This is a genomic window from Microbaculum marinum, from assembly GCF_037855135.1.
GTDB classification, from domain to species: domain Bacteria; phylum Pseudomonadota; class Alphaproteobacteria; order Rhizobiales; family Tepidamorphaceae; genus Microbaculum; species Microbaculum marinum.
This window is the reverse complement of sequence record NZ_JAZHOF010000002.1, coordinates 362,606-388,350: the sequence shown is the minus strand read 5'-3', so window position 1 is coordinate 388,350 and position 25,745 is coordinate 362,606. Positions and strand designations below refer to the sequence as shown.

Annotated in this window: 28 protein-coding genes; 20 read left to right on the top strand and 8 right to left on the bottom strand. The window is 66.9% G+C overall.

Annotation, left to right across the window (positions count from 1 at the left end):
• Nucleotides 1-8: 8 nt before the first annotated feature.
• Nucleotides 9-1,184: a DNA recombination protein RmuC gene (locus V3328_RS05395; protein ID WP_340328592.1), complete on the bottom strand. Its 1,176-nt coding sequence runs from the start codon at nt 1,182-1,184 to the stop codon at nt 9-11.
• A gap of 120 nt (nt 1,185-1,304) precedes the next feature.
• On the opposite strand from V3328_RS05395, the gene V3328_RS05390 reads away from it, so the two are divergent.
• From V3328_RS05390 to V3328_RS05375, 4 genes are all read left to right on the top strand, one after another.
• Nucleotides 1,305-1,505, top strand: coding sequence for a glycine zipper domain-containing protein (locus tag V3328_RS05390; protein WP_340328591.1), 201 nt, complete (start codon nt 1,305-1,307; stop codon nt 1,503-1,505).
• Nucleotides 1,506-1,557: 52 nt separating this feature from the next.
• Nucleotides 1,558-2,127, top strand: coding sequence for a peptide deformylase (locus tag V3328_RS05385; RefSeq protein ID WP_340328590.1), 570 nt, complete (start codon nt 1,558-1,560; stop codon nt 2,125-2,127).
• Nucleotides 2,128-2,188: 61 nt separating this feature from the next.
• The gene (fmt, locus tag V3328_RS05380; protein ID WP_340328589.1) at nt 2,189-3,115 is read left to right on the top strand and encodes a methionyl-tRNA formyltransferase; all 927 of its coding nucleotides are present in this window, start codon (nt 2,189-2,191) and stop codon (nt 3,113-3,115) included.
• Nucleotides 3,116-3,137: 22 nt separating this feature from the next.
• Nucleotides 3,138-3,662: a GNAT family N-acetyltransferase gene (locus V3328_RS05375; protein ID WP_340328588.1), complete on the top strand. Its 525-nt coding sequence runs from the start codon at nt 3,138-3,140 to the stop codon at nt 3,660-3,662.
• 46 nt (nt 3,663-3,708) lie between these two features.
• Here the strand turns inward: V3328_RS05375 and V3328_RS05370 are convergent, their stop codons facing one another.
• Nucleotides 3,709-5,088 carry an AmpG family muropeptide MFS transporter gene (locus tag V3328_RS05370; protein ID WP_340328587.1) on the bottom strand — a complete coding sequence of 460 codons (1,380 nt, stop codon included), beginning with the start codon at nt 5,086-5,088 and terminating at the stop codon, nt 3,709-3,711.
• Nucleotides 5,089-5,327: 239 nt separating this feature from the next.
• Here V3328_RS05370 and dapE point away from each other — a divergent pair, with 239 nt between their 5' ends.
• The gene (gene dapE / locus V3328_RS05365) at nt 5,328-6,530 is read left to right on the top strand and encodes a succinyl-diaminopimelate desuccinylase (RefSeq protein ID WP_340328586.1); all 1,203 of its coding nucleotides are present in this window, start codon (nt 5,328-5,330) and stop codon (nt 6,528-6,530) included.
• A 5-nt stretch (nt 6,531-6,535) separates the two neighbouring features.
• Nucleotides 6,536-7,126, top strand: coding sequence for a hypothetical protein (locus V3328_RS05360; RefSeq protein ID WP_340328585.1), 591 nt, complete (start codon nt 6,536-6,538; stop codon nt 7,124-7,126).
• On the opposite strand, the gene truA is transcribed toward V3328_RS05360, so the two are convergent.
• The 3 genes from truA to V3328_RS05345 form a co-directional block, all read right to left on the bottom strand.
• Nucleotides 7,123-7,872 carry a tRNA pseudouridine(38-40) synthase TruA gene (gene truA / locus V3328_RS05355; RefSeq protein ID WP_340328584.1) on the bottom strand — a complete coding sequence of 250 codons (750 nt, stop codon included), beginning with the start codon at nt 7,870-7,872 and terminating at the stop codon, nt 7,123-7,125. The two genes, V3328_RS05360 and truA, sit on opposite strands and share 4 nt — an antisense overlap.
• A 3-nt stretch (nt 7,873-7,875) precedes the next feature.
• Nucleotides 7,876-8,481 (bottom strand): recombination mediator RecR, encoded by a 606-nt coding sequence (gene recR, locus V3328_RS05350; protein WP_340328583.1) that lies wholly within the window; start codon nt 8,479-8,481, stop codon nt 7,876-7,878.
• Between the two features lie 63 nt (nt 8,482-8,544).
• Entirely contained in the window at nt 8,545-9,330 is a 786-nt protein-coding gene (locus V3328_RS05345; RefSeq protein WP_340328582.1) for an alpha/beta hydrolase, read from the bottom strand.
• Nucleotides 9,331-9,395: 65 nt separating this feature from the next.
• Between V3328_RS05345 and V3328_RS05340 the strand changes: the two genes are divergently transcribed.
• From V3328_RS05340 to V3328_RS05320, 5 genes are all read left to right on the top strand, one after another.
• Nucleotides 9,396-10,583: a glycosyltransferase family 4 protein gene (locus V3328_RS05340; RefSeq protein ID WP_340328581.1), complete on the top strand. Its 1,188-nt coding sequence runs from the start codon at nt 9,396-9,398 to the stop codon at nt 10,581-10,583.
• 81 nt (nt 10,584-10,664) lie between these two features.
• A complete protein-coding gene (locus tag V3328_RS05335; RefSeq protein WP_340328580.1) occupies nt 10,665-11,699 on the top strand; it encodes a MerR family transcriptional regulator in 1,035 nt (344 codons plus the stop codon).
• Between the two features lie 224 nt (nt 11,700-11,923).
• Nucleotides 11,924-12,448 (top strand): translation initiation factor IF-3, encoded by a 525-nt coding sequence (gene infC / locus V3328_RS05330; protein ID WP_340328579.1) that lies wholly within the window; start codon nt 11,924-11,926, stop codon nt 12,446-12,448.
• A gap of 174 nt (nt 12,449-12,622) precedes the next feature.
• Complete coding sequence (locus tag V3328_RS05325; protein WP_340328578.1) at nt 12,623-13,282, top strand: methyltransferase family protein; 660 nt, start codon at nt 12,623-12,625, stop codon at nt 13,280-13,282.
• A gap of 148 nt (nt 13,283-13,430) precedes the next feature.
• On the top strand, nt 13,431-14,084 hold the full coding sequence (locus V3328_RS05320; protein ID WP_340328577.1) for a methyltransferase family protein: 654 nt from the start codon (nt 13,431-13,433) through the stop codon (nt 14,082-14,084).
• Here the strand turns inward: V3328_RS05320 and V3328_RS05315 are convergent, their stop codons facing one another.
• Nucleotides 14,085-14,414: a YbaN family protein gene (locus V3328_RS05315; RefSeq protein WP_378759004.1), complete on the bottom strand. Its 330-nt coding sequence runs from the start codon at nt 14,412-14,414 to the stop codon at nt 14,085-14,087.
• Between the two features lie 309 nt (nt 14,415-14,723).
• Here V3328_RS05315 and V3328_RS05310 point away from each other — a divergent pair, with 309 nt between their 5' ends.
• The 5 genes from V3328_RS05310 (at nt 14,724) to pheT (ending at nt 19,872) form a co-directional block, all read left to right on the top strand.
• The gene (locus V3328_RS05310; protein ID WP_340328883.1) at nt 14,724-15,407 is read left to right on the top strand and encodes a ZinT family metal-binding protein; all 684 of its coding nucleotides are present in this window, start codon (nt 14,724-14,726) and stop codon (nt 15,405-15,407) included.
• 211 nt (nt 15,408-15,618) lie between these two features.
• Nucleotides 15,619-15,861, top strand: a complete 243-nt coding sequence (gene rpmI, locus V3328_RS05305) for a 50S ribosomal protein L35 (RefSeq protein ID WP_340328575.1) — start codon at nt 15,619-15,621, stop codon at nt 15,859-15,861.
• A 3-nt stretch (nt 15,862-15,864) separates the two neighbouring features.
• Complete coding sequence (gene rplT / locus V3328_RS05300) at nt 15,865-16,221, top strand: 50S ribosomal protein L20 (protein WP_340328574.1); 357 nt, start codon at nt 15,865-15,867, stop codon at nt 16,219-16,221.
• A gap of 157 nt (nt 16,222-16,378) precedes the next feature.
• A complete protein-coding gene (pheS, locus tag V3328_RS05295; RefSeq protein ID WP_340328572.1) occupies nt 16,379-17,461 on the top strand; it encodes a phenylalanine--tRNA ligase subunit alpha in 1,083 nt (360 codons plus the stop codon).
• Nucleotides 17,458-19,872: a phenylalanine--tRNA ligase subunit beta gene (gene pheT, locus V3328_RS05290; RefSeq protein ID WP_340328571.1), complete on the top strand. Its 2,415-nt coding sequence runs from the start codon at nt 17,458-17,460 to the stop codon at nt 19,870-19,872. Before pheS ends, pheT begins: the two co-directional genes overlap by 4 nt.
• 570 nt (nt 19,873-20,442) lie before the next feature.
• On the opposite strand, the gene V3328_RS05285 is transcribed toward pheT, so the two are convergent.
• Nucleotides 20,443-21,420, bottom strand: coding sequence for a zinc metalloprotease HtpX (locus V3328_RS05285; RefSeq protein WP_340328570.1), 978 nt, complete (start codon nt 21,418-21,420; stop codon nt 20,443-20,445).
• Between the two features lie 115 nt (nt 21,421-21,535).
• Between V3328_RS05285 and V3328_RS05280 the strand changes: the two genes are divergently transcribed.
• The 4 genes from V3328_RS05280 to V3328_RS05265 all read left to right on the top strand — a co-directional run bounded on the left by V3328_RS05280 (nt 21,536) and on the right by V3328_RS05265 (nt 24,611).
• The gene (locus V3328_RS05280) at nt 21,536-21,883 is read left to right on the top strand and encodes a MarR family transcriptional regulator (protein ID WP_340328569.1); all 348 of its coding nucleotides are present in this window, start codon (nt 21,536-21,538) and stop codon (nt 21,881-21,883) included.
• Nucleotides 21,884-21,935: 52 nt separating this feature from the next.
• The gene (locus tag V3328_RS05275; RefSeq protein WP_340328568.1) at nt 21,936-22,781 is read left to right on the top strand and encodes a C40 family peptidase; all 846 of its coding nucleotides are present in this window, start codon (nt 21,936-21,938) and stop codon (nt 22,779-22,781) included.
• A gap of 16 nt (nt 22,782-22,797) precedes the next feature.
• Entirely contained in the window at nt 22,798-23,283 is a 486-nt protein-coding gene (locus tag V3328_RS05270; protein WP_340328567.1) for a GNAT family N-acetyltransferase, read from the top strand.
• 272 nt (nt 23,284-23,555) lie between these two features.
• On the top strand, nt 23,556-24,611 hold the full coding sequence (locus tag V3328_RS05265) for a class I SAM-dependent methyltransferase (protein WP_340328566.1): 1,056 nt from the start codon (nt 23,556-23,558) through the stop codon (nt 24,609-24,611).
• A gap of 264 nt (nt 24,612-24,875) precedes the next feature.
• On the opposite strand, the gene V3328_RS05260 is transcribed toward V3328_RS05265, so the two are convergent.
• Nucleotides 24,876-25,745 (bottom strand): 2-hydroxyacid dehydrogenase (locus tag V3328_RS05260; RefSeq protein ID WP_340328565.1); only part of this gene is annotated, 870 nt, incomplete at its 5' end.

The following is a 25,745-nucleotide window of genomic DNA, read 5'->3' as shown; positions in this document are numbered from 1 at the left end:
GCGACCGGCTATTCTCCGGCCAGCAGCCGCGGCTGCGCGGGCGGGCTTCCGGCCTTCTCTCCGGATCCCGTCTCGTCCACCAGGTCGAGCTGCTCGATCTTGTCGCCGCGCTTGAGGATCTTCTCCGAGGACGTCAGGATCTGCTCGATGTCCTTGTTCGCCTGGCCGAAATGGCCTTGCAGCTTGAGCACGCGTTCCTGCAGACGTCGCACGTCGTCCGACAGGTAGGTGACCTCCTTGTGGATCAGATGCGCCTGCTCGCGCATCCGCGCGTCGCGCAGGATCGACTGCATCACCTGGATCGACAGCATCAGCATGGACGGCCCGACGACGATGATGCGGGCCCGGTGCGCCTTCTGGACGGCGTCCTCGAAATGCTCGTGAAGATCGGCGTAGATCGATTCGGACGGGACGAACATGATGGCGAGATCCTGCGTCTCGCCCGGGATGAAGTAGCGTTCGCCAATATCGGTGACGTGCTTCTGGACGTCGGTTCTCAGCCGCTGCGCCGCCTGCTTGCGGGCCTCTTCGTCGGCGGCATCGCGGAACGCCCCAAAGGCCTCCAGCGGGAACTTCGCGTCGATGACGAGCACGGCATCGGTGTTTGGAAAGCGCACCACGCAGTCCGGCCGCCGGCCGTTCGACAGCGTCGCCTGGAACTCGTAGGCGCCGGTCGGCAGGCCGTCCTGCACGATCGCCTCCATGCGTCCCTGACCAAAGGCGCCGCGGGACTGCTTGTTGGCGAGGATGTGATGCAAACCCACAACCTCCCGGGACAGATCGGTAATGTTCTTCTGAGCCGTGTCGATCACCGCAAGCCGCTCGTTCAGCTTCGACAGGCTGTCATGGGTCGCCCGCGTCTGCGTTTCCATCGACTGGCCGACCCGGTGACCGAGGTTGTCGAGGCGCTCGCCCAGCGCGCGGGCGAGATCGGCGTGGCGGGTACTGAATACCTCGGCCATGGTCTGCATGCGCCCGGTCATTTCCGCTTGCGCACGGCTCATCTCGGCCAGCCGCAACTCGGCTTCGTGACGGCGTGCCTCGTCGGCGGCATTCGGCCGTCCGGACCGCAGGACGGCGAACAGGATCGCTATCAGGATAGCGAAGCCGAGCACCGCCGCGGCGAATGCGCCTTCGCCGACGGTGACCCCCCGTCCCCCGATCTCGATGAGTATTTGGTTCATATGTCGATCCGCGGCCTGGAATTCCGAGGATCAATCTAGTCGATTCGGCTCCCAATGCGAGACCAAAGCGCGAACATCGCCCCTGAGAACCTTGTAAACCCAAAGCGGGCGACCAATCCTATGATGATGAATACAGGACTCTGGATCGCCATGGGCATCGCACTCGGGGCGGGACTGGGTACCGCACTGGACAATCTCGCAATCGGGATTGCCATCGGTGCCGGCATCGGCGTGGCGATTGGCGCTGCCTCGAACCACAAGCAGTCGGGCACCGGTGACGACGACAGCGATGCCAACGATACGCACTCCGACCACGGCTGACGCATGCCGCAGATGAGTTGACCGCAATCGGCCGATCTCCTATCTGGTCGCCATGACAATCCGAGACATCGTGCTATTGCCCGATCCCGTCCTGCGCACCCAGTGCGAGCCCGTCGAGGCGGTCGACGACGCTGTGCGGGCGCTGATGGACGACATGCTGGAGACGATGTACGACGCGCCGGGCATAGGTCTGGCGGCGATCCAGATCGGCGTCCCCAAGCGCCTCGTCGTGATAGACGTTTCCAGGGACGAGGACGCCAAGAAGCCCCTCTTCCTGGTCAACCCCGAAATCGTCTGGCAGTCCCCGGAAACCTCGATCTACGAGGAGGGTTGCCTGTCGATCCCCGACTACTACGAGGAAGTCGAACGGCCGGCTGCGTGCAAGGTGCGCTTTCTCGACCGGGACGGCAAGGAACAGGAACTCGCGTGCGAGGGCCTGCTTGCGGTCTGCGTGCAGCACGAGATCGACCACCTGAACGGCGTCCTGTTCATCGACCACATCTCGAGACTTCGGCGCGACCGCGTGGTCAAGAAGTTCGCCAAGGCGGCCAAGCGCGGCGAACTGCCCGAGTTCAAGCGTCGCCGGTCGGAGGGTGCCGAGGAAGCCGACGCAGCCGAATGACTGCGGGTGTGACAGGCATCCTCACCGACCGTTGCACCTCCCCGGTCCCCCGGAGACGCCGATGAGCCTGCGCGTCGTCTTCATGGGCACGCCCGACTTTTCGGTGCCGACGCTCACCGAGATCGTCGGAGCCGGCCATGAGGTCGCCGCAGTGTATTCGCAGCCGCCGCGCCCGGCCGGTCGCGGCATGTCGGAGCGAAAAAGCCCGGTTCAGGTCGCAGCAGAGCAGTTCGGCCTGCCTGTCCTGACGCCGAAATCCCTGAAGGTCGAAGGCGAGCAGGCCCTGTTTGCCGGCCACGGCGCGGATGTCGCGGTGGTGGTCGCCTACGGACTGATCCTGCCGAAGCCTGTGCTCGACGCCCCGAGGGATGGCTGCCTGAACCTGCATGCCTCGCTGCTGCCGCGCTGGCGCGGCGCAGCCCCGATCCAGCGCGCCATCATGGAAGGCGACGCCGAGACGGGGGTCGCCGTCATGCGCATGGAGGAAGGGCTCGATACGGGCCCCGTCTGCATGGAGGAGCGGGTCGCGATCGGGCCGGAAACGACCGCAGGCGAATTGCACGACCGGCTGGCGGTGCTCGGCGGCGGCCTGATGATCCGCGCGCTGGCCGCGCTGTCGCGCGGCAGCCTGGACTGCCGGCCCCAGCCCGATGCGGGCATGACCTACGCCCGCAAGATCGAGAAGGCGGAAACCCGGATAGACTGGTCGCAGCCGGCCAGCCGGGTGCACGATCACATCCGCGGCCTCTCGCCCTTCCCCGGCGCCTGGTTCGAGATGGGCGGCGAGCGCATCAAGGTGCTGCGCGCGCAGCGAATGGCGGGGGAGACCGGCGCTGCGCCCGGAACCCTCCTGGATTCCGAAGGAAACGTTGCCTGTGGTGCCGGCGTAGTCCGCCTGGTCGACGTCCAACGGACCGGGCGCCAGCAGATGAGCTATGCGCAATTCGCACGCGGGGCGCGCCTGGAAGCTGGTATAGTGCTCCGATAACAGGAGCTTGCCGACTACAAATATGCGCGTTGCACCCGAACTGGATGGCCTCGAGGTTCGTGAAGAAACCGGCGCCGATACTGCCACCATCCACAATCTCGTTACCTGCGCCTTCGATAGCGGCCTCGAGGCCCGGCTGGTCGACAGGCTCCGCGCAGACGGCGATCTCGTCCTGTCGCTGGTCGCCGAGTTGAACGGCAAGATCGTCGGATATGCTGGCTTTTCGCGCCTTGCGATTCAGGGCCGCGCCCTGAAGGCGACGGCGCTCGCGCCCGTGGCGGTTGCCAGGACCTACCGGCGGCGCGGTATTGCCACGGCGCTGGTTCGCGAAGGAATCCGCAGGCTGGAAGAGGCCGACGAGAACCTCGTCTTCGTGCTCGGCGATCCGCCCTTCTACCAGCGCTTCGGCTTCGATGGGCGCGTCGCCCGGCAGTACTGCGCGCAGTGGTCGGGTCCGGCCTTCATGGCGCTGGAGCTGGCGCGCCGCGTCGAGCCGGACAGCCGTCCCAAGGTCCAGTACCCGGCGGCCTTCGATATTTTCGGCTGACCAGCGCACGGGCCTCTGCCGCAAGACGCCGCGGCGCAGACGTGCGTCAGCGTTCCCGCCGCTCCGCAAAATGCCCGCGCATCTGCAGCCACCACAGCAGCAGCAGGCCCGGAATGCCGGCCAGCGCGGTAATGCCGAAGAACGTCACCCAGCCGACCGCTTCCGCCGCATAGCCGGCCTGCGCCGACAGCACCGTGCGGCCGACCGCGGCGAGTGCCGTCAGCAGCGCGAACTGCGTCGCAGTGTGCCGTGCGTCGTTGCAGAGTCCCGAGATGTAGGCAACGAAGATCACCGTGCCGATGCCGCCGGTGAAGTTCTCCACCGCGATCGTCACGGCCAGCGCGGCATTGTTGACGCCGACGATCGCCTGCCATGAGAAGACCAGGTTCGAGGCCATCTGCAGGAAACCGGCGATCCACAGCATCGTCACCATCGGCACGGCCTTCAGCATGAGCCCGCCGGCAAAGCCACCGGCCAGCACGGCAAACAGGCCGACCCCCTTCACGATGCCGGCATAGGCAGCCTTGTCGAAGCCTATGGTGATGACGAAGGGGCCGGTCATCACGCCGGCAAAGGCATCGCAGAACTTGTAGAGAACCACGAAGGCGAGGATGACGATCGCGTCCTTGCGCATCAGGAACTCGGAAAATGCGTCGACGGCCGTGCGGCCGACGCGGGTGATCGGGTTCTCGTCGGTTGCTGTCCCCTCCGGCTCCGTCGGCTCCAGGCCGAACAGCGCGGCCGCCGCGCCGATCAGCACGAGGCATGCCATAGCCGCATAGGCCCAGGACCACCCCGCCGTGGTGTCGACGCCGCTCGCCTCGAGCCAGGCGACCATGGCGACGCAGCCCGCCGTCGAAACCAGCATGCCGACCCGGTAGGCCGATACGAACCAGGCCATGCCCGCGGCCTGCTCTTCGGTCTTCAGGCTCTCCACGCGGAACGCGTCGATGACGATGTCCTGGGTGGCGGAAGCTGCGGCGACCAGCAGGGCGCCCAGCGCGACGAACCACGGCGCGGCGACCGGATCTGTGAAGCCGAGGTAGACGATCGCCGCCATCAGCAGGATCTGGGAGAAGATCAGCCAGCCGCGCCGCCGGCCGAGCAGCCTGGAAAGCACCGGGATGCGGATCGCGTCGACCAGCGGCGCCCAAAGGAACTTGATCGTGTAGGGGAGGCCTGCCAGCGAGAACAGGCCGATCGTGCCGAGATCGACCCCGACGTCGGTCATCCGGATCGCCAGCGTCGACCCCGACAGCGCAAGCGGCAGGCCGGAGGAGAAGCCGAGGAACAGGATGATGAGGACACGGCGCTGGAAGAATACCGCAAACGCGGCGGCCAGCCTTTCCCCGAGCGGCTTGTGCGCGCCGCTTCCGGGCGGCGGCGATCCGGCCGTCTGTGTCGCGGACGTGTTGTTGGGCGGCATCTCTGGCCTCGCGCGAATCAGGACGGTTAGCCTAAGGTCAGACCGCGGCGAGGGACAGGGGCGCAGCCCGTCGGGAGCCACTGCCGTCAGCCGATATACTCGATAATTCCCCCGGAATCCGGGGCAGGCGTACCCCCGCAAAGCCAGCGGACGAAGTGCGACGGTTCCGTCTTCATGTCCAGCGGCGCGGCTCAAAGCTTCGATTGACGCTCACGCGAATACCGCGCTAGACCCGCCGAATGCCTTCAGACACCGACACCGTCGAGATCTCCAGCATCGCCGACCCGCTTGCCATCGCCCAGGCTCTGATCCGCTGCCGAAGCGTCACGCCGGAAGAGGGCGGCGCGTTGCAATATCTTGCCGACCTGCTCGCCGGCGCGGGCTTCGAGGCGGAGGTCGTGCGGTTTTCCGAGGATGGAACCGAGGACGTGCAGAACCTGTACGCCCGGATCGGTGCCGGTCCGCCGCACCTGACATTTGCCGGTCACACCGACGTGGTACCGCCGGGCGAGGAGTCGCGCTGGCGCCATCCGCCCTTTGCAGCCGAGGTTGAAGACGGCACCCTGTATGGACGCGGCGCCGTCGACATGAAGGGGGCCGTCGCCTGTTTCGCGGCCGCTGCTCTCGACTACCTGAAGGCAAACGGCACCCCGGCCGGTACGATCTCCCTGCTGATCACCGGCGACGAGGAGGGTGTCTCCATCAACGGCACCCGGAAGCTGCTCGCCTGGGCGAAGCAGCGCGGCGAGACGTTCGACCATGCACTGGTCGGCGAGCCGACAAATCCGGACACGCTCGGCGACATGATCAAGATCGGCCGGCGCGGCTCTCTTTCCGGGACCATCACGATCACCGGAAAGCAGGGCCATTCCGCCTACCCTCATCTGGCCAACAACCCGGTGCGGGGCATGGCGAAGGTTCTCGAGAGCCTGTTCGCCGAGCCGCTCGACACCGGCACCGACGTTTTCGACGCCTCGACCCTGGAAGTCACCAGCGTCGATGTCGGCAATCCGGCGTTCAACGTGATCCCGGCCAAGGCGTCGGCCCGGTTCAACGTCCGTTTCAACGACCTGCACACGGCCGAAAGCCTGCGCGCACGGATCGACCGGCGGGTCGAAGAGGCGCTCGCCGGCAGCGGGCTGGCGGGACAGGTCGACTACGTGCCGAATGCCGCGGAGGCATTCCGCACCGAGGCCGGCGACATCGCCGAGCTGCTCTCGCAAACGATCGAGGAAGAGACTGGTCGCCGGCCCGCCCTGTCGACGACCGGCGGCACATCGGATGCACGCTACATCAAGGACTACTGCCCGGTGATCGAGTTCGGCCTCGTCGGCCAGACCATGCATCAGGTCGACGAGCACGTCGCCGTGGCCGATCTCGGCGCCCTCACGGCGATCTACCGTCGCTTTCTCGACCGGTACTTCGACAGGTTCGGCGGCTGACCGGGATGCTCGACGCCGACGACGTTCAGCGCGGACTGTCGGCGGCCTGGCAGCTTTTCCTCGGCAAGCGCGACGCCATCCGGAAGTTCGACACGAGCTTCGACGGATTCTGGCGCTCGTTCGCGGCTGTGATCCTGGTGCTGCCGATCTACGTGCTCTACGTCGGCGCCGAGCGCCGGATGATCATCGCCGAGCTGCCGCTGGACGCCACCTTCGCGGAGCTTACCTTCGCGCTGACCCGACTCGTGGCGCTGGTGCTCGACTGGGTCGCCTTTCCGATCGTCGCCTTCCTGCTCGCCAGGCCGCTGGGGTTTGCCGGCCGTTATGTCCGGCTGATCGTCGCCTTCAACTGGGGGGGACCGATCGTCTCGGTGATCGTCGCGCTGCCCGCCATCCTCTACGCCTTCGGGATCATCCCGCAGTTCGCCGCGTCGCTGCTGCTGTTCCTGGCACTGGTGCTGGCCGTGCGTTTCCGCTTCATCACCGCAAAGGCGGCGCTCGACTGCGGCTTCGGTCTCGCTGCCGGGCTTGTGGCGCTGGAATTCCTGCTGTCGCTGGTGCTTGGAGAGGCGCTGACGCGGCTGGCGGGCGTCTAGCTTTCCTGAGGATAGTCGACCTTAACGAGATAGAGTCCGTCCGGAGGCGCGACGGGACCGCAGGCGGCCCGGTCGCGCGCGCCAAGCGCGGCCGCCATGTCGTCGCGCGTCCATTTGCCCTCGCCGGCCAGCTTCAGCGAGCCGACCATGGAACGCACCTGGTTGTGCAGGAACGATCGGGCCGAGGCTTCGACCACGATGCGCTCTCCATGGCGCATCACGTCCAGCCGATCGAGGGTCTTTACCGGTGATGCCGCCTGGCACTCGGACGAGCGAAACGTGGTGAAGTCGTGCTTGCCGACGAGGGCCTGCGCCGCCTCGTGCATGGCGTCGGCGTCGATGCGCCTCATCACGTGCCAGGCGCGGCCCTGCTCGATCGCCAGCGGCGCGCGGCGGTTGACGATCTCATACCGATAGTGGCGGCGGTTCGCCGAGAAGCGGGCGTCGAACCCGTCATCGACCCGTTCGGTCGCCAGGATCGCCACGGGCTCCGGCCGCAGGTGGGCATTGACCGCGTCGCGCACGGTGTCGTTCGGCCATTCTCGTTCGAGGTCGATATGGGCGACCTGCCCGAGTGCGTGGACACCGGTATCGGTACGCCCGGCCCCGTTCACCCTGACCGGCTCGCCGCAGAACGCCAGCACCGCCTCCTCGATCGCCTGCTGGACGGCGCGGCCGTTCGCCTGGCGCTGCCAGCCGACGAAGGGCGCGCCGTCATACTCGATCAGCAGGCGGTAGCGAGGCATGCTTCAAAACGGTGTGCGCGAGCGCATCGCAGCAGCCAGCGTGCCGTCGTCGAGATAGTCGAGTTCGCCGCCGACCGGCACGCCGTGGGCAAGGCGCGTCACCCTCACCCCGGTCTCATGCAGAAGATCGGTGATGTAGTGCGCGGTGGTCTGACCCTCGACGGTGGCGTTGACGGCCAGGATGATCTCGCTCACGGCAGGATTCCCGGCCCGCCCGATCAGGTCGGCGATCCTCAGATCGTCCGGGCCGATCCCGTCGAGCGGCGACAGGGTGCCGCCGAGCACGTGGTAGTGGCCCTTCGTCGCCTGGGCGCGTTCGAGCGCCCACAGGTCGCTCACCTGTTCGACGACGCAGATCGTCGCCTTGTCGCGGCGTGGATCCGAGCAGATCGCGCACGGGTCGACGGTATCGACGTTGCCGCAGGTCGAACAGATGGTGATGCGCTCGGCCGCGGCCGCAAGCGCATCGGCAAGCGGCAGCAGAAGCTGCTCGCGCTTCTGGATGAGGTGCAGCACCGCGCGGCGCGCCGAGCGTGGCCCGAGGCCGGGCAGACGGGCGAGCAGCTGGATCAGGCGGTCGAGTTCGGGACTGGTCGCAGAACCGTTCATACACGTTTTGTTCCGATTCGCGGCAAGGTATCCGGCAACGACGGACGCGTCTACAACGGCCGCCTACCTCTCGACCGTCTCCGCCATGTCGGCGACGATCCGGATCAGCAGTTCGATGTCCTCCGGCCGCGACAGCCGGTGGTCGCCGTCGTGGACGATCGACAGGGTCACGTCGTCGTGGGCGAGCCGCGAAACGAGTTCGAGCGACAGCGACAGCGGCACGTCGGGATCGTCCCGGCCGTGCAGGATGTGGACAGGGCAGCCGACCTGCAGCGTGGCGCGGTCCATGACGAGGTAGTGGCGGCCGTCCTCGATCAGCTTGCGGGTGATCGGGTTGCCGGCCGGGTCGTACTGCGAGGGTTCGACGAAGACGCCCTTCTCCATGATCTCGGCGCGTACCGTCTCCGGAAATTCGGCCCACATCAGGCGCTCGGTCATGTCGACGGCGGGCGCAAGCAGAACGAGGCCGCCGAGCGGCTTGCCGGCGGCGAACCGGCCCAGCGCCAGCAGCAGCGACAGGAACCCGCCCATCGACGAACCGACGAGGATCGGCGGCGCCTCGGTATAGGCGTCGATGACGGTGGAGGATTCCGCCAGCCAGCGACTGATCGAGCCGTCGAAGAAGTCCCCGCCCGACTGGCCGTGGCCGGAATAGTCGAAGCGGACCGCGCCACGCCCTTCCCCGGCCGCCCAGCGGTCGAGCGCCTCCGCCTTGGTACCGGCCATGTCGGAGCGATAGCCGCCGAGCCAGACGATGTCGGGCGCCTTGCCTGTGCGCCGCAGGACGGCGATCGACCGAGCCTCCGCGCCTTCGCCGATCTCGATGTCGCTGCGTGCCGCCTCGTCCACTCTCGTCTCCCGGGTCGCAATGGGGTACCCCTAATCGCATGGACGGCCGTTCCGAAAAACCCCTGATGACCCGCCCGCCCGATCTCGCCGGCGTCACCGTGCTGCAGGTCGTGCCGTCGCTCGATGCCGGGGGAGCGGAACGCACCGCCGTCGACGTCGCCGCCGCCTTGGTGAAGGCCGGCGGCCGTGCCCTGGTGGCGAGCAGCGGTGGCCGGCTGGTGCCGGAGCTGGAAGCTGCCGGAGCGGAATGGATCGACTTTCCCGCCGCCACGAAGAACCCAGCGCGGATCCTGTGGAATGCAGAAAAACTGAGGCGAATTGCAGAACGGGAAGGCGTTTCGCTGATCCACGCGCGCAGCCGGGCGCCCGCCTGGAGCGCGCTGATCTCCGCCCGCCGCCTCGGGCTGCCCTTCGTCACCACCTATCATGGTGCCTACAAGTCCGGGGGCGGCGTGAAGAACTGGTACAACTCGGTGATGGCGCGCGGCGATGTCGTCATCGCCAATTCCAGGTTCACCGCCGGATTGATCGAGGAGCGGCATCCGGTCGCAAAGGGCAAGGTGCGCGTCATCTATCGCGGCACCGACCTGGCCAGGTTTGCGCCGCCAGCCATAGCCTCGGACCGCGTCGACCGCCTCCGGGCCAGCTGGGGCGTTCCGCGGGGACGCCGCATCGTCCTGCTGGCCGCACGCCTGACCGCCTGGAAGGGACAGGAGGTGTTGATCGATGCGGCGGCCCGGTTGGCCGCAGCCGGCCTGGACGACGTGGATTTCATTCTTGCCGGCGATCCGCAGGGACGCACGGATTATGTCGCGGGGCTCCATGAACGGATCGCGAAGCATGGCCTGCAGCAGCGCGTGCGGCTGGTCGGCCATTGCGAGGACATGCCGGCGGCAAACCGCGCCGCCGACGTGGTGGCGGTTCCCTCGACCGAGCCGGAAGCCTTCGGCCGCAGCGCGGCGGAGGCTCAGGCGGTCGGCGTGCCGGTGGTCGTCAGCGACCTTGGCGCCGTGCCCGAGACGGTGCTCGCGCCGCCGGACGTGGCTGCGTCCGAGCGCACCGGCTGGCGCGTGCCGGCGGGAGACGCGACCGCGCTGGCCGACGCGCTGATGGACGCGCTGGCGCTGGACGATGCAGAACGCTCGAGGATGGCCGCCCGGGCGCGGGCCCATGTGGCATCGGCCTTTTCGCTGGAGGCAATGACGGCGGCGACATTGTCTATCTATGCGGAGCTATCGGGCCGCGTCGCGTGATCCCGACCCTGAAGATTGCGGGTTGACCCGGCCCCCGGGGCAGGGCCGACGGTCGGACCGGTCGAAGGAAAGAGGTGATTCATGACGCACGCGGATCAATACCTGACCGCTTCCGAGGCGGCCCGGCGGCTCGGCGTTTCCGCAAAGGCGCTGCGGCTCTACGAGCAGCGCGGGCTCTTGCGCCCGACCCGCACCGAATCGGGATGGCGGACTTACGGCCCGGATGCCATGGCCCGCGCAGGCGAGATCGCCGCGCTACGCGCACTGGGCTTCAGCCTCGCCCAGATCGGGCGTGTGCTGGCGGGCGATCCCGAGGGCCTGGAAGCTGCGTTGGCGTCCCACCAGTCGACGCTGGAGGCCCGGGCCCGACAGCTGTCCGGCATGATCCAGAAGGTGCGGTCGCTGCGCAGCGACATCGTCCAAGGCAGGCCCCCGTCCATCAATGAACTGACCCGCCTGTCAAGGCATGATAGCGACGTCCGCATCGCCTTTGATCTTCCCTGGCCGTGGGGCGGCGAGCAGTTCGAACTTCGGGACCTGCGGCCGCTTACGTGGATCGTCGGGCCGCTCGGCAGCGGCAAGACCCGGTTTGCCCGCCGTCTGGCAGAGGTGCTGCCCGGAGCGGTGTTTCTCGGCCTCGACCGTCTGGAGGATGCCGGATCGGCGATCCGCGCGCGGCTGGAACCGGATTCAGCGCTGAAGGCGCGGGTCGACCGCACACTCGCCTGGCTCGTCGAGGACGGCGCCATCGCCTCCGACGCGCTCGCCCTCCTGCTCGCCGGCCTCGAGGACGACGAACCCGCCGCCCTCGTCGTCGACATGATCGAGCAGGGGCTCGATCAGGCCAGCCAGCAGGCCCTCGCCGCCCACCTGCGCCGCCGTGGCGCGAAAGGGCCCCCGGTATTCGCGATGACACGCTCCAACGCCATGCTCGATCTGGCGGAGGTCACCGCCGAGGAAGCGATCATCCTGTGTCCGGCCAACCACAGTCCGCCGAGCCTGGTCGCTGCCGTTCCCGGCGCACCGGGCTTCGAAGCGGTTGCAACTTGCCTCGCGGCCCCGGACGTCCGGGCGCGGACGGACGGTGTCATCGCCTGGCGGCCGCAGGTCGCCTGAGGCGTCATCCGGCGCGACGTTGCCGGATGGGAGCAAGAGGAACCTGACAGGCGGGAAATACCGCGACGATTGACTTGCCGGGCCTTTCTCACGATCTTATAAGCGCCGATCTTCGCAGGGTGTGCCCCGGCGAAGGCGTTTGTGCTGTCCTCTTGCGTATGATCGAGGCAGCTGCGCCGGGCACCGTCCACAACAAAGGAGACTACACAATCGCACGCCGTCCAATGAAGCCGCAGCCCGTCCAGAAGGATGGACCGCGCGTCAACCAGGAGATTGAAGCTGCGCAGGTTCAGCTCATTACCGATACAGGCGAAAACCGGGGCATCGTCCCGATTGCCGACGCGCTGACGCTTGCCGAGCAGGTCGGACTCGACCTCGTCGAGATTTCGCCGAACGCCAGTCCGCCGGTCGCAAAGATCCTCGACTACGGCAAATACAAGTACCAGGCCCAGAAGAAGGCCGCGGAAGCGCGCAAGAAGCAGAAGACCATCGAGATCAAGGAGATCAAGATGCGTCCCAACATCGACACGCACGACTACGACGTGAAGATGCGGGCGATCCGGCGCTTCTTCGAAGAAGGCGACAAGGTGAAGGTGACGCTCAGGTTCCGCGGCCGCGAAATGGCCCACCAGGAACTCGGGATGAATCTGCTCGTTCGCGTTCGCGACGAACTCGACGAGATCGCCAAGGTCGAGGCCGAACCGAAGCTCGAAGGCCGCCAGATGATCATGGTCCTGGCGCCGCGTTGAGGGCCAATCCATCAAGACCAGGATCCGGCACTCCTCCCGGACTCCCGCCGATAGCGTCGCCTGAGGCCGGTCGAAGGCGCCAGACGATGTAGCCGGCTCCAATCGGTCGCACCCCCCGCGCCCCTGTTCGGCCACAAACGGAAACATTGCTGTGGCAACTGTGAAAGCGGGCGCATGAAAGACCAGGCATTCGATCAACAACCGGCGTCAGGGGCGGCAACCGGCTCCTGGCTGCAGGACATCCAGCGCCGCCGCAAGTGGGTGCTGCGCATCCTGGCGGCGGCCGCCGTCGGCGGAGTGCTCGTCTCCGATTCGATGTGGCCGTCGGGCGGCCTGGTGCACGAAGCGATCGAGTATGTCGGAATCGGCCTGCTGCTCGTCTGCGTGGCCGGTAGAGCCTGGTGCACGCTGTATATCGGCGGCCGCAAGAAGGCGGAACTCGTCCAGGACGGGCCCTACTCGATCTCTCGCAATCCGCTCTACGTCTTCTCCTTCCTGGGTGCGGCCGGCGTCGGGGCGGCGGCCGGCAGCGTCGTCACCACCTTCCTGACCGCCATTGCCTGCTATGCCGTATTCGCGGTGGTCGTGTCGAAGGAGGAAACCTTCCTGGCGGCGAAGTTCGGTCGGGCCTACCGCGACTACTGCGCCCGCGTCCCGCGCTTCGGACCCCGCCTTTCAACGTGGCACGACGTGGAGACGGTCGAGGCGAGCCCGCGCCTCGTACTCACCTCGGTGTTCGACGGAGCGCTGTTCTTCCTCGCGATTCCCCTGATCGAAGGCATCGAGTACCTTCACCAGATCGGCACCCTGCCGACCCTGTTCGTGCTGCCGTAACACTACCCCGCTGCATCCAGGCGGATCTGCCTCGACATCGTTGCCATCCCGAGCGTCCCGGGGAGCCCCCGTGGACGGCGTCCGAGACCGGGCGCCCATTTGTCGCCACAAACGCGCACCCTATATCGGCGAAGCGAAAGCGGGGGCGATGGAAAACCAGAAAATCGAACGCCAGGGTGCTTACGGCTCCAACTCCTGGCTCCAGGACGTCCAGCGCAGGCGCAAATGGGTGCTGCGCGGTCTGTCGGTCGTGGCGTTTATCGGTGTGCTCGTCTCCGATTCGATGTGGCAGCCCAACGGGCTCGTCCAGGAAACCATCGAGTTCCTGGGCGTCAGCATGCTTGCCCTCTGCGTGCTCGGCCGGGCCTGGTGCACGCTCTATATCGGCGGGCGCAAGAAGGCAGAGCTCGTCCAGGACGGCCCCTACTCCATCTCGCGCAATCCCCTTTACGTGTTTTCGATCATGGGCGCCGCAGGCGTCGGGGCAGCGGCCGACAGCATCGTCATCACCGTCCTGACGGCAGTCGCCTGCTACGCCGTTTTTGCAGTGGTGGTTCTTCAGGAGGAAGCCTTCCTGTCCGCGAGGTTCGGCCGCGCCTACGAGGCCTATTGCGCCCGCGTGCCGCGCTTCTGGCCACGATTTTCGGTCTGGCGGAATGTCAAGACGGTCGATGCGAGCCCGAATCTCGTACTCGCCTCGGTGCGTGACGGCGCGCTGTTCTTCCTGGCGATTCCGCTGATCATGGGGATCGACTACCTGCGCGACATCGGCGTCCTGCCAACGCTGTTCGTGCTGCCGTGATCACGGCGGCGCCGGTCGGGTAAAGACGAACAGCGCGACGAACACCATCACGACCGCCTGAACGATCAGGATCCGTTTCGGGGCGCCGAAGGCGGCCGCCGCGCCGATCGCTGCCAGCATTGCGACACCGGCGGCGATCTTGGCGGCACGGGATATCGCCCCGTGCTCCCGCCATTCGCGGATCGGCCCGCCGAAGCGCGGATGGGCCAGCAGCCAGTCGTGCAGGCGCTGCGAGCCGCGGGAGAAACAGAACGCCGCCAGCAGCAGGAATGGCGTCGTCGGCAGGAGCGGCAGCGCAATGCCGACGATGCCGAGGACGAGCGCCAGCATCCCGGCGGCCTGCCAGGCGAGTCGATGGACACTTCCCGCGGCCACCCGGAGCTTTTCGCGCATCCTTAGATCGTTCCTTACGCCGGGACCCGACATATAGGGCGCATGCGGATGCCGGGGATAGCATCGTCGGCTCGGCCGCACGCCATGCCGCACCCGCATGCCGGGCGCGCTCCCAGCTCATCTCTCCATTGCCAAGCCGGGGCAAGTGCGGTAGGTCGCTAATGTTATGTTATAACATAACTGTCAAATGCTCTGCATGTTCAGATGCCGGGCATCGACACCCAGCAAACCAGAAAGGCTTACGACATGAGTTCAGCGCTTGTCAGACGCGTCGGCGCGCCGGCGATCGGATTGATGTTGGTCTTTGCGAGCCAGGCATTGGCTGCAGGAGACAAGAAAACCGAAGAGACCAATGCACACGACCACGCGCATGCACATGCGCATGAGAGCGGATCCGACGCCATCTACAAGGGGTATTTCGAAGACAGCCAGATCAAGCCGCGCACGCTCGCGGACTGGGAAGGAGACTGGCAGTCCGTCTACCCCTATCTGCAGGACGGCACGCTGGACCCGGTAATGGAACATAAGGCGGAAAGCGGCGACATGACGCCCGAGGAGTACCGCGCCTACTACGAGATCGGCTATCGGACCGACGTCGACCGGATCGTCATCAGTGGCGACAGCGTCACGTTCTACGAGGACGGAACTCCGATCGAAGGCCGCTACGCCTCCGACGGTTACGAGATCCTGACCTACAAGAAGGGCAATCGCGGCGTCCGTTTCATTTTCGAGAAGACCGATGGCGACCCGGACGCGCCGCAGTTCATCCAGTTCAGCGACCATCGCATCGCGCCCGCCCGGGCAGATCATTACCACCTGTACTGGGGCGAGGATCGCGCGGCCCTGCTGGAGGAACTGACCAACTGGCCGACCTATTATCCCTCTTCGCTGAGCGCCGGGGAAATCGTTAGTGAAATGACCGCGCATTGACCTTGCCGGGCGCGGCCGGAATTCGGACGCGCCCAATCGCATTGCGTTTGCGGCCGCGCGCCGTTATATACGCTCCCGCAATCCGGATCGCCCGGCTCGAATGGGCATGCCGCGGCGATCCCGAAAGCTCAGATGGACACGGCGGAAACTCCGGGCGTCAGGTCGCGCACCGGAATTTTTCGCGTCAAGCGACTGCAAGGAGAAGAGCGAAATGCCCAAGATGAAGACCAAGAGCAGCGCCAAGAAGCGATTCAAGGTGACTGCGACCGGCAAGATCAAGTTCACGCAGGCCGGCAAGCGGCACGGCATGATCAAGCGCACCACCAAGTTCATCCGCAATGCCAAGGGCACCGCGGTGATGGACGAATCGGATGCGGGCATCGTCCGCAAGTACATGCCTTACGACCGCAAGAAGCGGCGTCCGAGGGCAGTGTCGCAGAAGACGGAGGGCTGATCGATGTCGCGCGTCAAACGGGGCGTCACCTCGCACGCCCGCCACAAGAAGGTTCTGAAGAAGGCGAAGGGCTTTTACGGCCGTCGCAAGAACACCATCCGCACGGCGAAGCAGGCGGTCGACAAGGCCGGCCAGTACGCCTATCGCGACCGAAAGGTGAAGAAGCGCACATTCCGCTCCCTGTGGATCCAGCGCATCAACGCCGCGGCCCGCGAGAACGGCATGACCTACGGTCGATTTATCGACGGCCTCGGAAAGGCCGGGGTCGAGGTCGACCGGAAGGTGCTCGCCGACATTGCCGTGCACGAGCCGGTCGCCTTCAAGGCACTCGTCGAGCAGGCCCGCGCCGCGCTCGGCTGAGCATCGCCGTCGAATTACCTCAACGGCTTTTCCGGGGCCCGCGCCCGCCGCGCCGAAGCGGCGGGCTGCCACCGGGTCCGGACAAAGACACATCCCTTGACGTATCGTTTCGGACCCGCTTTCTCGCAATCCACGACGAAAGAGCGGAGTTGAAACCATGGCCGACCTCGAGCGGCTCGAATCCGACATCCTGAGTCAGGTCGCCGGCGCGGACGACGAGCCGGCGCTGGAATCCGTGCGCGTCGCCGCGCTGGGCAAGAAAGGCTCGATCAGCGACCTCTTGAAGAGCCTCGGCTCGATGAACCCCGAGGAGCGCCGGACCATGGGGCCGGCCATAAACGGCCTCAAGGCCAGGGTCGGCGAGGCGATCCAGGTGCGCCGTGCCGAGCTCCAGGAGGCTGATCTCGAACGCCGCCTCGCCACCGAGAAAGTCGACGTCACACTGCCGCTGCGCGAATCGGCGCTCGAGGCCGGCCGCATCCATCCCGTCTCCCAGGTGATGGACGAACTCACGGCGATCTTCGCCGATATGGGCTTCTCGATCGCGGAAGGTCCGCACATCGAGGACGACTTCCACAACTTCACCGCGCTAAACATTCCCGCCGACCATCCCGCCCGCGAGGAAATGGACACGTTCTATTTTCCCCGCAAGGACGACGGCTCGCGGATGCTGCTGCGCACCCACACCAGCCCCGTGCAGATCCGCACCATGCTCGAGCAGGCGCCGCCGATCCGCATCATCGCGCCGGGGCGGGTCTATCGCTGCGACTACGACCAGACCCACACGCCGATGTTCCACCAGGTCGAGGGCCTGGTGATCGACGAGGAGGCCCATCTCGGCCACCTGAAATGGGTGCTGGAGGAGTTCTGCAAGGCGTTCTTCGAGGTCGACGACGTGAAGATGCGCTTCCGCGCATCGCACTTCCCCTTCACAGAGCCATCGATGGAGGTCGACATCAACTGCTCCAGGAAAGGCGGCGAGTTGCGGATCGGCGAGGGCGACGACTGGCTGGAGATCCTCGGCTGCGGCGTCGTCCACCCGAACGTGCTGCGACACTGCAACCTGGATCCTGCGCGTTACCAGGGCTTCGCCTGGGGCATGGGGATCGACCGCATCGCCATGCTGAAATACGGCATGCCCGACCTGCGCGCCTTTTTCTCCGCCGATCTGAGGTGGCTCAAGCACTACGGCTTCTCGGCCCTCGACATGCCCAGCCTTGCGGGAGGACTGAGCCGATGAAATTCACCCTGTCCTGGCTCAGGGACCATCTCGATACCGAAGCGACGATCGAGCAGATCGTCGACAAGCTGAGCCTGATCGGGCTCGAGGTGGAGAGCGTCCACAATCCGGCCGAGGCGCTCAGTGCGTTCAAGGTGGCGCACGTCCTCAAGGCCGAACCGCATCCGAATGCCGACAAGCTGCGCGTCTGCACCGTCGACACCGGCACCGACACGGTGCAGGTCGTCTGCGGCGCACCGAACGCGCGGACGGGCATGAAGGGCGTGTTCGCGCCGTCCGGCACTCATATCCCGGGCACGGGGCTCGACCTGAAGCCCACCAGGATCCGCGGCGTCGAATCGAACGGCATGCTGGTCTCCGAACGCGAGATGGGCCTGTCGGACGAGCACGACGGCATCATCGATCTGCCCGAGGACACCCCGATCGGCACGCCGCTCGCCGAGGTGCTGGGTCTGAACGATCCGGTCATCGAGGTGGCGGTGACGCCGAACCGGCCCGATGCGCTGGGCATTTCCGGCATCGCCCGCGATCTGGCCGCAGCCGGCCTCGGCACCGTCGTCACGACGGAGCCGGAGCCGATCCAGGGCAACGGCCCCTGCCCCGTCGCGGTCAGGATCGATTTCGCCGGGAGCGACAGACACCTTTGCCCGGCCTTCGCGATGCGGCTGGTGCGCGGCGTCAGGAACGGCCCATCGCCGGACTGGCTGAAGCAGCGGCTGGAGGCAATCGGGCTCAGGCCGATCAACGCGCTCGTCGACATCACCAACTACATCACCTACGACCGCAACCGGCCGCTGCACGTGTTCGATGCGGCAAAGGTCAGGGGCGACCTGACCGTCCGCCACGCCCGGCGCGGCGAGGAATTGCTGGCGCTCGACGGCAAGACCTATGTATTCGAGCCGGAGAACGTCGTGATCGCCGACGACAACGGCGTCGAATCGATCGGCGGCGTGATGGGCGGCGAACAGTCGGGCTGCGACGAGACCACCACCGACGTGCTGATCGAATCGGCGCTCTGGGACACCGGCGCGACCGCCCGCACGGGCCGTATGCTGAACGTCCAGTCGGATGCGCGCTACCGCTTCGAGCGCGGCGTCGACCCGGCATTCACAATCCCTGGCCTCGACATGGCCACGGCCATGGTCATGGAGCTGTGCGGCGGCGAGCCGAGCGAAGTTCTGCTGGCCGGCGAGATCCCGGATCCGCAGCGCTCCGTCGCGTTCCGTCCCGCGGAAGTGAAGCGGCTGACCGGCCTCGACCTGAAGCCCGACGAGATGACGCGGATCCTCGGCGATCTCGGCTTCGAGACGTCAGGCCAGGGTGACGACATGCGGGTCTCGGTGCCGAGTTGGCGGCCGGACGTGCACGAGATGGCCGACCTGGTCGAGGAGGTCACCCGCATCGTCGGCGTCGACCGGGTGCCGACTGTACCCCTGCCGCGCAGCGCAGGTGTGGCGAAGCCGGTGCTGACGCTACGCCAGAACCGGGCCCGGTTCGCGCGCCGGACGCTTGCGGCGCGCGGCCTCGTCGAGGCGGTGACGTGGTCGTTCATTCCGAAGGAGCACGCCGAAGCGTTCGGCGGCGGCGACGAGGCGATCGTGCTGTCCAACCCGATCTCGTCGGAAATGAGCGACATGCGGCCGAGCCTGCTGCCCGGTCTGATCGCCGCCGCTCAGCGCAATGCCGACCGGGGCTTCTCCGATCTCGCGCTGTTCGAAGTCGGCGGCGTCTACCACGGCGACCGTCCGGAGGACCAGGACGAGGTGGCAGCCGGCGTCAGGCGCGGCACCGCGAAGGCCGGCGGCGGCGGCCGGCACTGGGCAGGAACGGCCGGGCCGGTCGATGTGTTCGACGCCAAGGCCGACGCTTTCGATGTCCTCGCCGCGCTGGGCGCACCGGTCGCCAATCTGCAGGTGCAGCAGGGCGGCGGCGACTGGTACCACCCGGGCCGCTCCGGCCTGATCACGCTCGGGCCGAAGACGGTTCTGGCGCGGTTCGGCGAACTGCACCCTCGAACGCTGGCGACCCTTGATGCGGACGGGCCGATGGTCGCCTTCGAAGTCTATCTCGATGCGCTGCCGCAGCCGCGCGCCAAGCCGACCAAGGCGCGTCCGGCTCTGAACGCCTCCGACCTGATGCCGGTGACGCGTGACTTCGCGTTCGTCGTCGGTCCCAGCGTCCAGGCCGGCGACATCGTCCGAGCCGCCCGCGGCGCCGACAAGGCGCTGATCACAGGCGTCTCGGTCTTTGACCTGTTCGCCGGCGCCAGCCTCGGCGAGGGGCGCAAGTCCGTGGCCATCGAGGTCACCCTGCAGCCGCGCGACCGGACGCTGACCGACGAGGAGATCGACGCGGTCGCCGCGAAGATCGTCGCGGCGGTCGAAAAGGCAACCGGCGGTACGCTCCGATAGGCGTGGGGTGTGGCAATCCCGGCCGGCTGACGCGCAATTCGGGCGCGTCAGCAAGTGGAAGATATCCCCTGCGAACTTACCTAGCGTCGTGTAGAATCGCCTTGATCGGGCAATTTTTGTTTACTATTTGCGGCCCGGTACTGGCCGGGTCCGGATATGTTCCTCAATTGTATTGGATACGTTCCAATCGATTCGTTCGCCATGCAAATTTTGAATGCATCCGCGCCCGATCGAGTTCCTAACGATTCATGAAGCCCTGATGACGGTGCGGCAGAAACAGCCTGTCTCTGATTCACAACGCGCGTCGGCTGCTTTGCCGGTGGCCCCGCTGTTCTCTTCGGATCTTGGTTGCCGCAGCGGGCCACCGACAGACTCCGCAAATGCCGACGGGCGACGCGTCTGCTCCGGATGCATTCAGGCAGGTCCGGCCGCACGCTGCCCGATTCAGGATGATCCCGCTCCGGCCACGGTCCGTTCCCTGTCTGTCCGGACCGATTCGCCGAAAGCGCCGTTCCTTCCCCGAGTCCGGAGCGGCCGAATCCTTAACGAAACGTGAAACTACATTATTTCTCAATACCATAGCCCAAGCGCGCGGAAGCGTGGCGCGCGTACGATCGGAACCGTGCGGAGTGGCGGAGCGGGCCGCCGGTCGGGAGCGGCCACATAGGGCCGGCGCGGCGCGGCTTGGCGCCCGCGCAGAGACATCAGCCGGGCGACCCGGTCCTGGGTGCGCGGGTGGGTCCTGAGCAGCGAGGGATCGGGGATTCGCTGGCCGGGCAGCATCATCTCCCACATTCGTCCCTGCCGTCGCTCCAGCGTCTGCAATGCCGAGGCGAGGCCGTCGGGGTCGCCGGTCAGGCCGACCGCATCGAGATCGGCGTCGTATTCGCGCGCCCGCGACAGGGCGAGTTGCATGAGCGCGCCGACCGTCGGGGCGGCCAGCAGTATGGCGATGCCGAGCCACGGCATCGGCGCGTCTGCCGACATGACGAACGGCAGATTGAGGAACAGCAGCACGATGCCGGCCGTCGACATCGCGCCGGTAACGCGCGCGACCATGTCGGCGACCGCCATGACGCGGATATCGCCGTTGCGGATATGGGAGATCTCGTGGGCGAGCACACCGGCGAGCTGGCGCAGCGTCAGGCCGCGGATCAGCCCGTCGGTCACGCAGATCGCTGACTCCTCGGGGCGGCCGACGGCGAAGGCGTTCATCATCCGGCTCGGCACGTAGAACAGCCGCGGCATGGCGGGCAGCTCTGCGCGGCGCGACAGTTCGGCGACCAGCCGCGCCCCCTCGGGGAACTGCGCCTGCGTCATCGGCCGGGCACGATAGAGCCTGAGCACCATCCAGGGCGATGCACGCAGCGACGCCACGAGCAGGAACGTGCCGAAGATCGCCGCCCACACGATGCCCTCCAGCCCCGCGAAGACGAAGGCGCAGAGAACCAGCAGACCGATGCTTCCGCCGACCAGCAACCAGGTCTGCACGGTATTGCGCAGCTTGTGGCGGCGTCTTGTCGTCGGGTCGAGCGGGGCGAGCACCATGCGGGACAATATTGGGTCGCCGCACCTGTTCGCAAAGGCCGTCGCGCCGGCTTGCCGCGGTGCGCTCTCGGCCTTTATAACGGATACGAAACGAAAGTCCGGCATTCGAGCGTCCATGTCCGTCCATCTGCGCCCCGCCCAGTCGCTGGAACTGTGGCACGACGTGTCCCTTGCCCTGGTGCAGGCAGGTGAGGACGATTTGTCGTCGCGGCAGATGGCGATCCTGCTGACCATCTACCTGGAAACGCCGCCCCACACCGTGCGCGGGCTTGCCGCCAGGCTTGGTGTCACCAAGCCCGTGATCACGCGGGCGCTCGACACGATGGGTGCCAAGGGCCTCGTCAACCGCCGCCGCGACGAGACCGACCGGCGCAACGTGATCATCCAGCGCACCGTGAAGGGAGCGCTCTACCTGGAGACGCTCGGCGATCTGATCACCTCCAAGGCCGCCGATCTGAGATAGGAGCTCGTGCGATGAGACCACTCCCTGCAAGACGAGCCGCGACGAGCCGCACATGAACCAGTTGCATCCCCGTCTCAACGCGTTCCGCACCGATCTCGCCGACGCGCGTCTGCAGGGCCGGGTCAGCGCGGAGCGGTTCGTCGAAGGTGCTCCACGGCAGGTGGTGACTGCCAGTGCCCCCCTGCGCCGCGATCCGCATCCCGATGCGCCGCTCGACACCGAGTTGCTTCACGGCGAAAGCGTTCGCGTCTTCGAGGAGACGGCCGAGGGCTGGGCCTGGGTGCAGTCGGACAGCGACGGCTATGTCGGCTGGTGCCCGGGCGAGGCGCTCGGCGCGGTCGGCGCGCCGCCGACCCACCGGGTCCGCACGCTCAGGACATTCGTCTATCCCGGCCCGAGCATCAAATTGCCGCCGGTCACGATGCTGTCGATCAACTGCCGGGTGGCGGCAACCGAACAGGACGAGCAATTCGTCCGCATCGGCTCAGGCTTCGTCTATGCCCGCCATCTGGCCCCGGCCGACGCGTACGAGACCGACTGGGTCGGCGTCGCCGAAAGCTTCCTTGGCACGCCCTACCTATGGGGCGGCCGAACGTCGATCGGGCTCGACTGCTCGGCTCTGGTGCAGATGGCGATGACCGCCGCCGGCCTGCCCTGCCCGCGCGACACCGACATGCAGGAGGAGGCGCTCGGCACGCCGGTCCAGGCCGACGACCTGGCCTCGCTTGAGCGCGGCGACCTGTTGTTCTGGAAGGGCCACGTCGCGATTGCCCGCGGCGACGCCACCATGGTGCACGCCAACGGCCACCACATGGATACCGTGATCGAACCGATCGACGGAGCGAACCGGCGGATTGCACGGGCCGGCCTCGACGTGACCTCGGTGAGGCGGCTGTGAGATGTCCGGTGGGCCGATGAACGGGAACAAGACGGAAGTCGCTCAAGTCCAGCCGGTCTTCCGGCGCGCCCGGGCGGCCGACGTTGCCGCAATCGTCGCGATGCTTGCCGACGATCCGCTTGGCAGCCGGCGCGAGGACCTGTCGGAGCCTGTCGCCGCTTGCTATCGCGCTGCATTCGAGGCGATCGACGCCGATCCCAACCAGCTTCTTGCGGTGGCCGAAGTGGGCGAAGCCACGGTCGGCTGCCTGCAGCTCAGCTTCATCCCCGGCCTGTCGCGCAAGGGCATGTGGCGCGGCCAGATCGAGAGCGTGCGCATCTCGTCTTCCGCCCGCGGCAGCGGTCTCGGTCGGCTGATGATCGGCTGGGCGATCGAGGAATGCCGCCGGCGCGACTGCGGTCTGGTGCAGCTCACCACCGACAAGTCACGGACGGATGCCCGCCGTTTCTACGAATCGCTCGGCTTCTCCGCCAGCCACGAGGGAATGAAGCTCGCGTTGTGAGGGCCGCGGCGGCCTTTCCTGTCAGGTCGCCCATCGGTCGAGACGCCCGCTTCACGCGCTCCTCAGGATGAGGTTCGTGGGTGTGCAACGGCGTTTCCCTACACAGCACCTCCCCCCGAAAGCGGGAATCCGGCGGTAGGGAACCTGTACTGTCCAGCAGGGTTCGCCGCTTTCGCTGGAATGAGTGGAAGAGGCCGGTCCTTGCGGCTGAACCGCGAGGCCAACCTGTGCTTAGATGCCGTCCTGTCAACCACGCGGTCGAGACATCTTCCATGGACAAGCAGCGCATCCAGGCATTCGCCGACAAGGTCTATGACGATATGGCCGGGACCATGGCCGTCGGCATGGCCTATGCCGGCGTCAAGACCGGCCTGTTCGGAACGATGGCCGGCAAGGGCGCGATGACGTGCGCCGACGTCGTCGCCGCCTCCGGACTGGAGCCGCGATACGTAGAGGAGTGGCTGAACGGCATGGCCGCGGGCGGCTATCTCGACTACGACGCCGATGCGGAGACCTGGAGCCTGCCGGACGAGCACGCCTACCTGCTCGCCTCCCAAGGCACCGACCACTTCATGGGCGGCCTGTTCTTCATGGGCACTTCGCTGCTGGCCGTCGCACCGCAGGTGGCGGAGGCCTTCGCGACGGGCGGCGGGGTAAAGTTCGAGCATTTCGGCCCGGATTGCGTCAACGGTCTCGACATGCTCAACCACGGCAGCTACGCGCAGCGCTTCACCGGCTACTGGCTGCAGACGCTACCGGACGTGGTCGCCAGGCTGGAGAGCGGCGGCCGGGCCCTCGACTTCGGCTGCGGCTCGGGTCGCGCCTGCATCGCGCTGGCGAAGGCCTTCCCGGAGGCCGACGTGGTCGGGCTCGATATCGATGCGCACTCTGTCGCGATGGCGCGCGCGATGGCCGAGGACGCAGGCCTCGCAGACCGCATCGCCTTTGTCGCCGCGGATATCGCGTCCTTTGCGCCGGAGGAAAAGTTCGACCTGATCTGCGCCTGCGACTGCGTCCACGATCTCGCCGATCCGCACGGCACGCTGGCCGCGATCCGGTCCCTGCTGAAGCCCGACGGCACGCTGTTCGTCGCCGAGCCGAAGGCTGCCGACCGGCTGGAGGACAACATGACGCCGCTCGGCACCGTCTTTTACGGCTTTTCGATCTTCCACTGCATGACGCAGTCGCTGGCAAACGGCGGGCCGGGCCTCGGCACCTGCATGGGACCGGCGCGCACCGAGGCGCTGCTCAGGGACGCGGGCTTCGGGTCGGTGGAGATACTCGACATCAAGAGCCAGACGAACCTGTTCTACGCCGCACGGGTGTGAGCGCGCCTCGCGCCTTTCGCCGGAATGAGGGCCGCGTCCAGTGCCGTCCGCGCCCGGGAAATCCTCACGATGAGGAGCGGCTGGAGGGCGCGTCTCGGACCATGGGATTGTGGCACCTCTGCCTGGACCCCGGGTCAAGCCCGGGGCGTCGGCTGCGATTTGGAGCGATGCTGTGCCACATACACAGATCTATGCCCCGGACCTGATCCGGGGCCCAGCGCGATCCGCACCGAATTATCCACCGGCAAAAACGCCGGCCGGATATCAGTATCCCAGCACCCGGTCGACGACGTTCTCCAGGCCCCGGCCGGATTCGTAATTCTCGATCTGGCGCAGGACGTAGGCGCACAGGTAGTCCGGATCGCTGTCGGCGGCGACGTGCGGCGTGACGGTCACCTTCGGATGCGTCCAGAACGGACTGTCCGGCGGCAGCGGCTCTTCGTGGAATACGTCGAGGGTGGCGCCCGCCAGGATGCCGTCTGCCAGCGCCCGCAGGATGTCCTCCTCGGCCTGCAGACGGCCTCGTCCCGCGTTGACCAGCGCCGCGCCGCCCATGTGATTGGTTCGCCTGAGGTTTGCCAGCAGGTCGTAGTCGATCATGTTGGCCGTATCCGGCGTCAGCGGCAGCAGGACGACGAGGATATCGGTACGGGCAAGAAACGGCCCCAGTCCCGCATTGCCGTGGAAGCAGGCGACGCCCGGAATCTGCTTGGGCGAACGGCTCCAGCCGGCGACGTCGAAGCCGAGGATATTCAGCTTCTCCGCCGCGTCGGTTCCGAGCACCCCGAGCCCCATGATTCCGACGCCGACGGCATCGGCGGCCGGCTGGACCAGGCCCTTCCACACCTTGTCGTGCTGCTGGACGTCGTAGGCTCGCTGCAGGCGGTGGTGCATCAGCACCTGCAGGACGACCCACTCGGTCATGCGCGACGTCAGGCTCGGATCGACGATGCGCACCAGAGGCACGTCGGGAAGGTCGCGATCGGCCAGCATCGCGTCGGCGCCGGCGCCGAGCGAGAACATGACCTCGAGATCGGGCAGCTGCGCCAGAAGGCCGGCCGGCGGGTGCCAGCACACGGCGTAGCGCACGCCGTCCGGAGCGGCCGCATCCGGCCAGACCCGGATCTCGCGGCC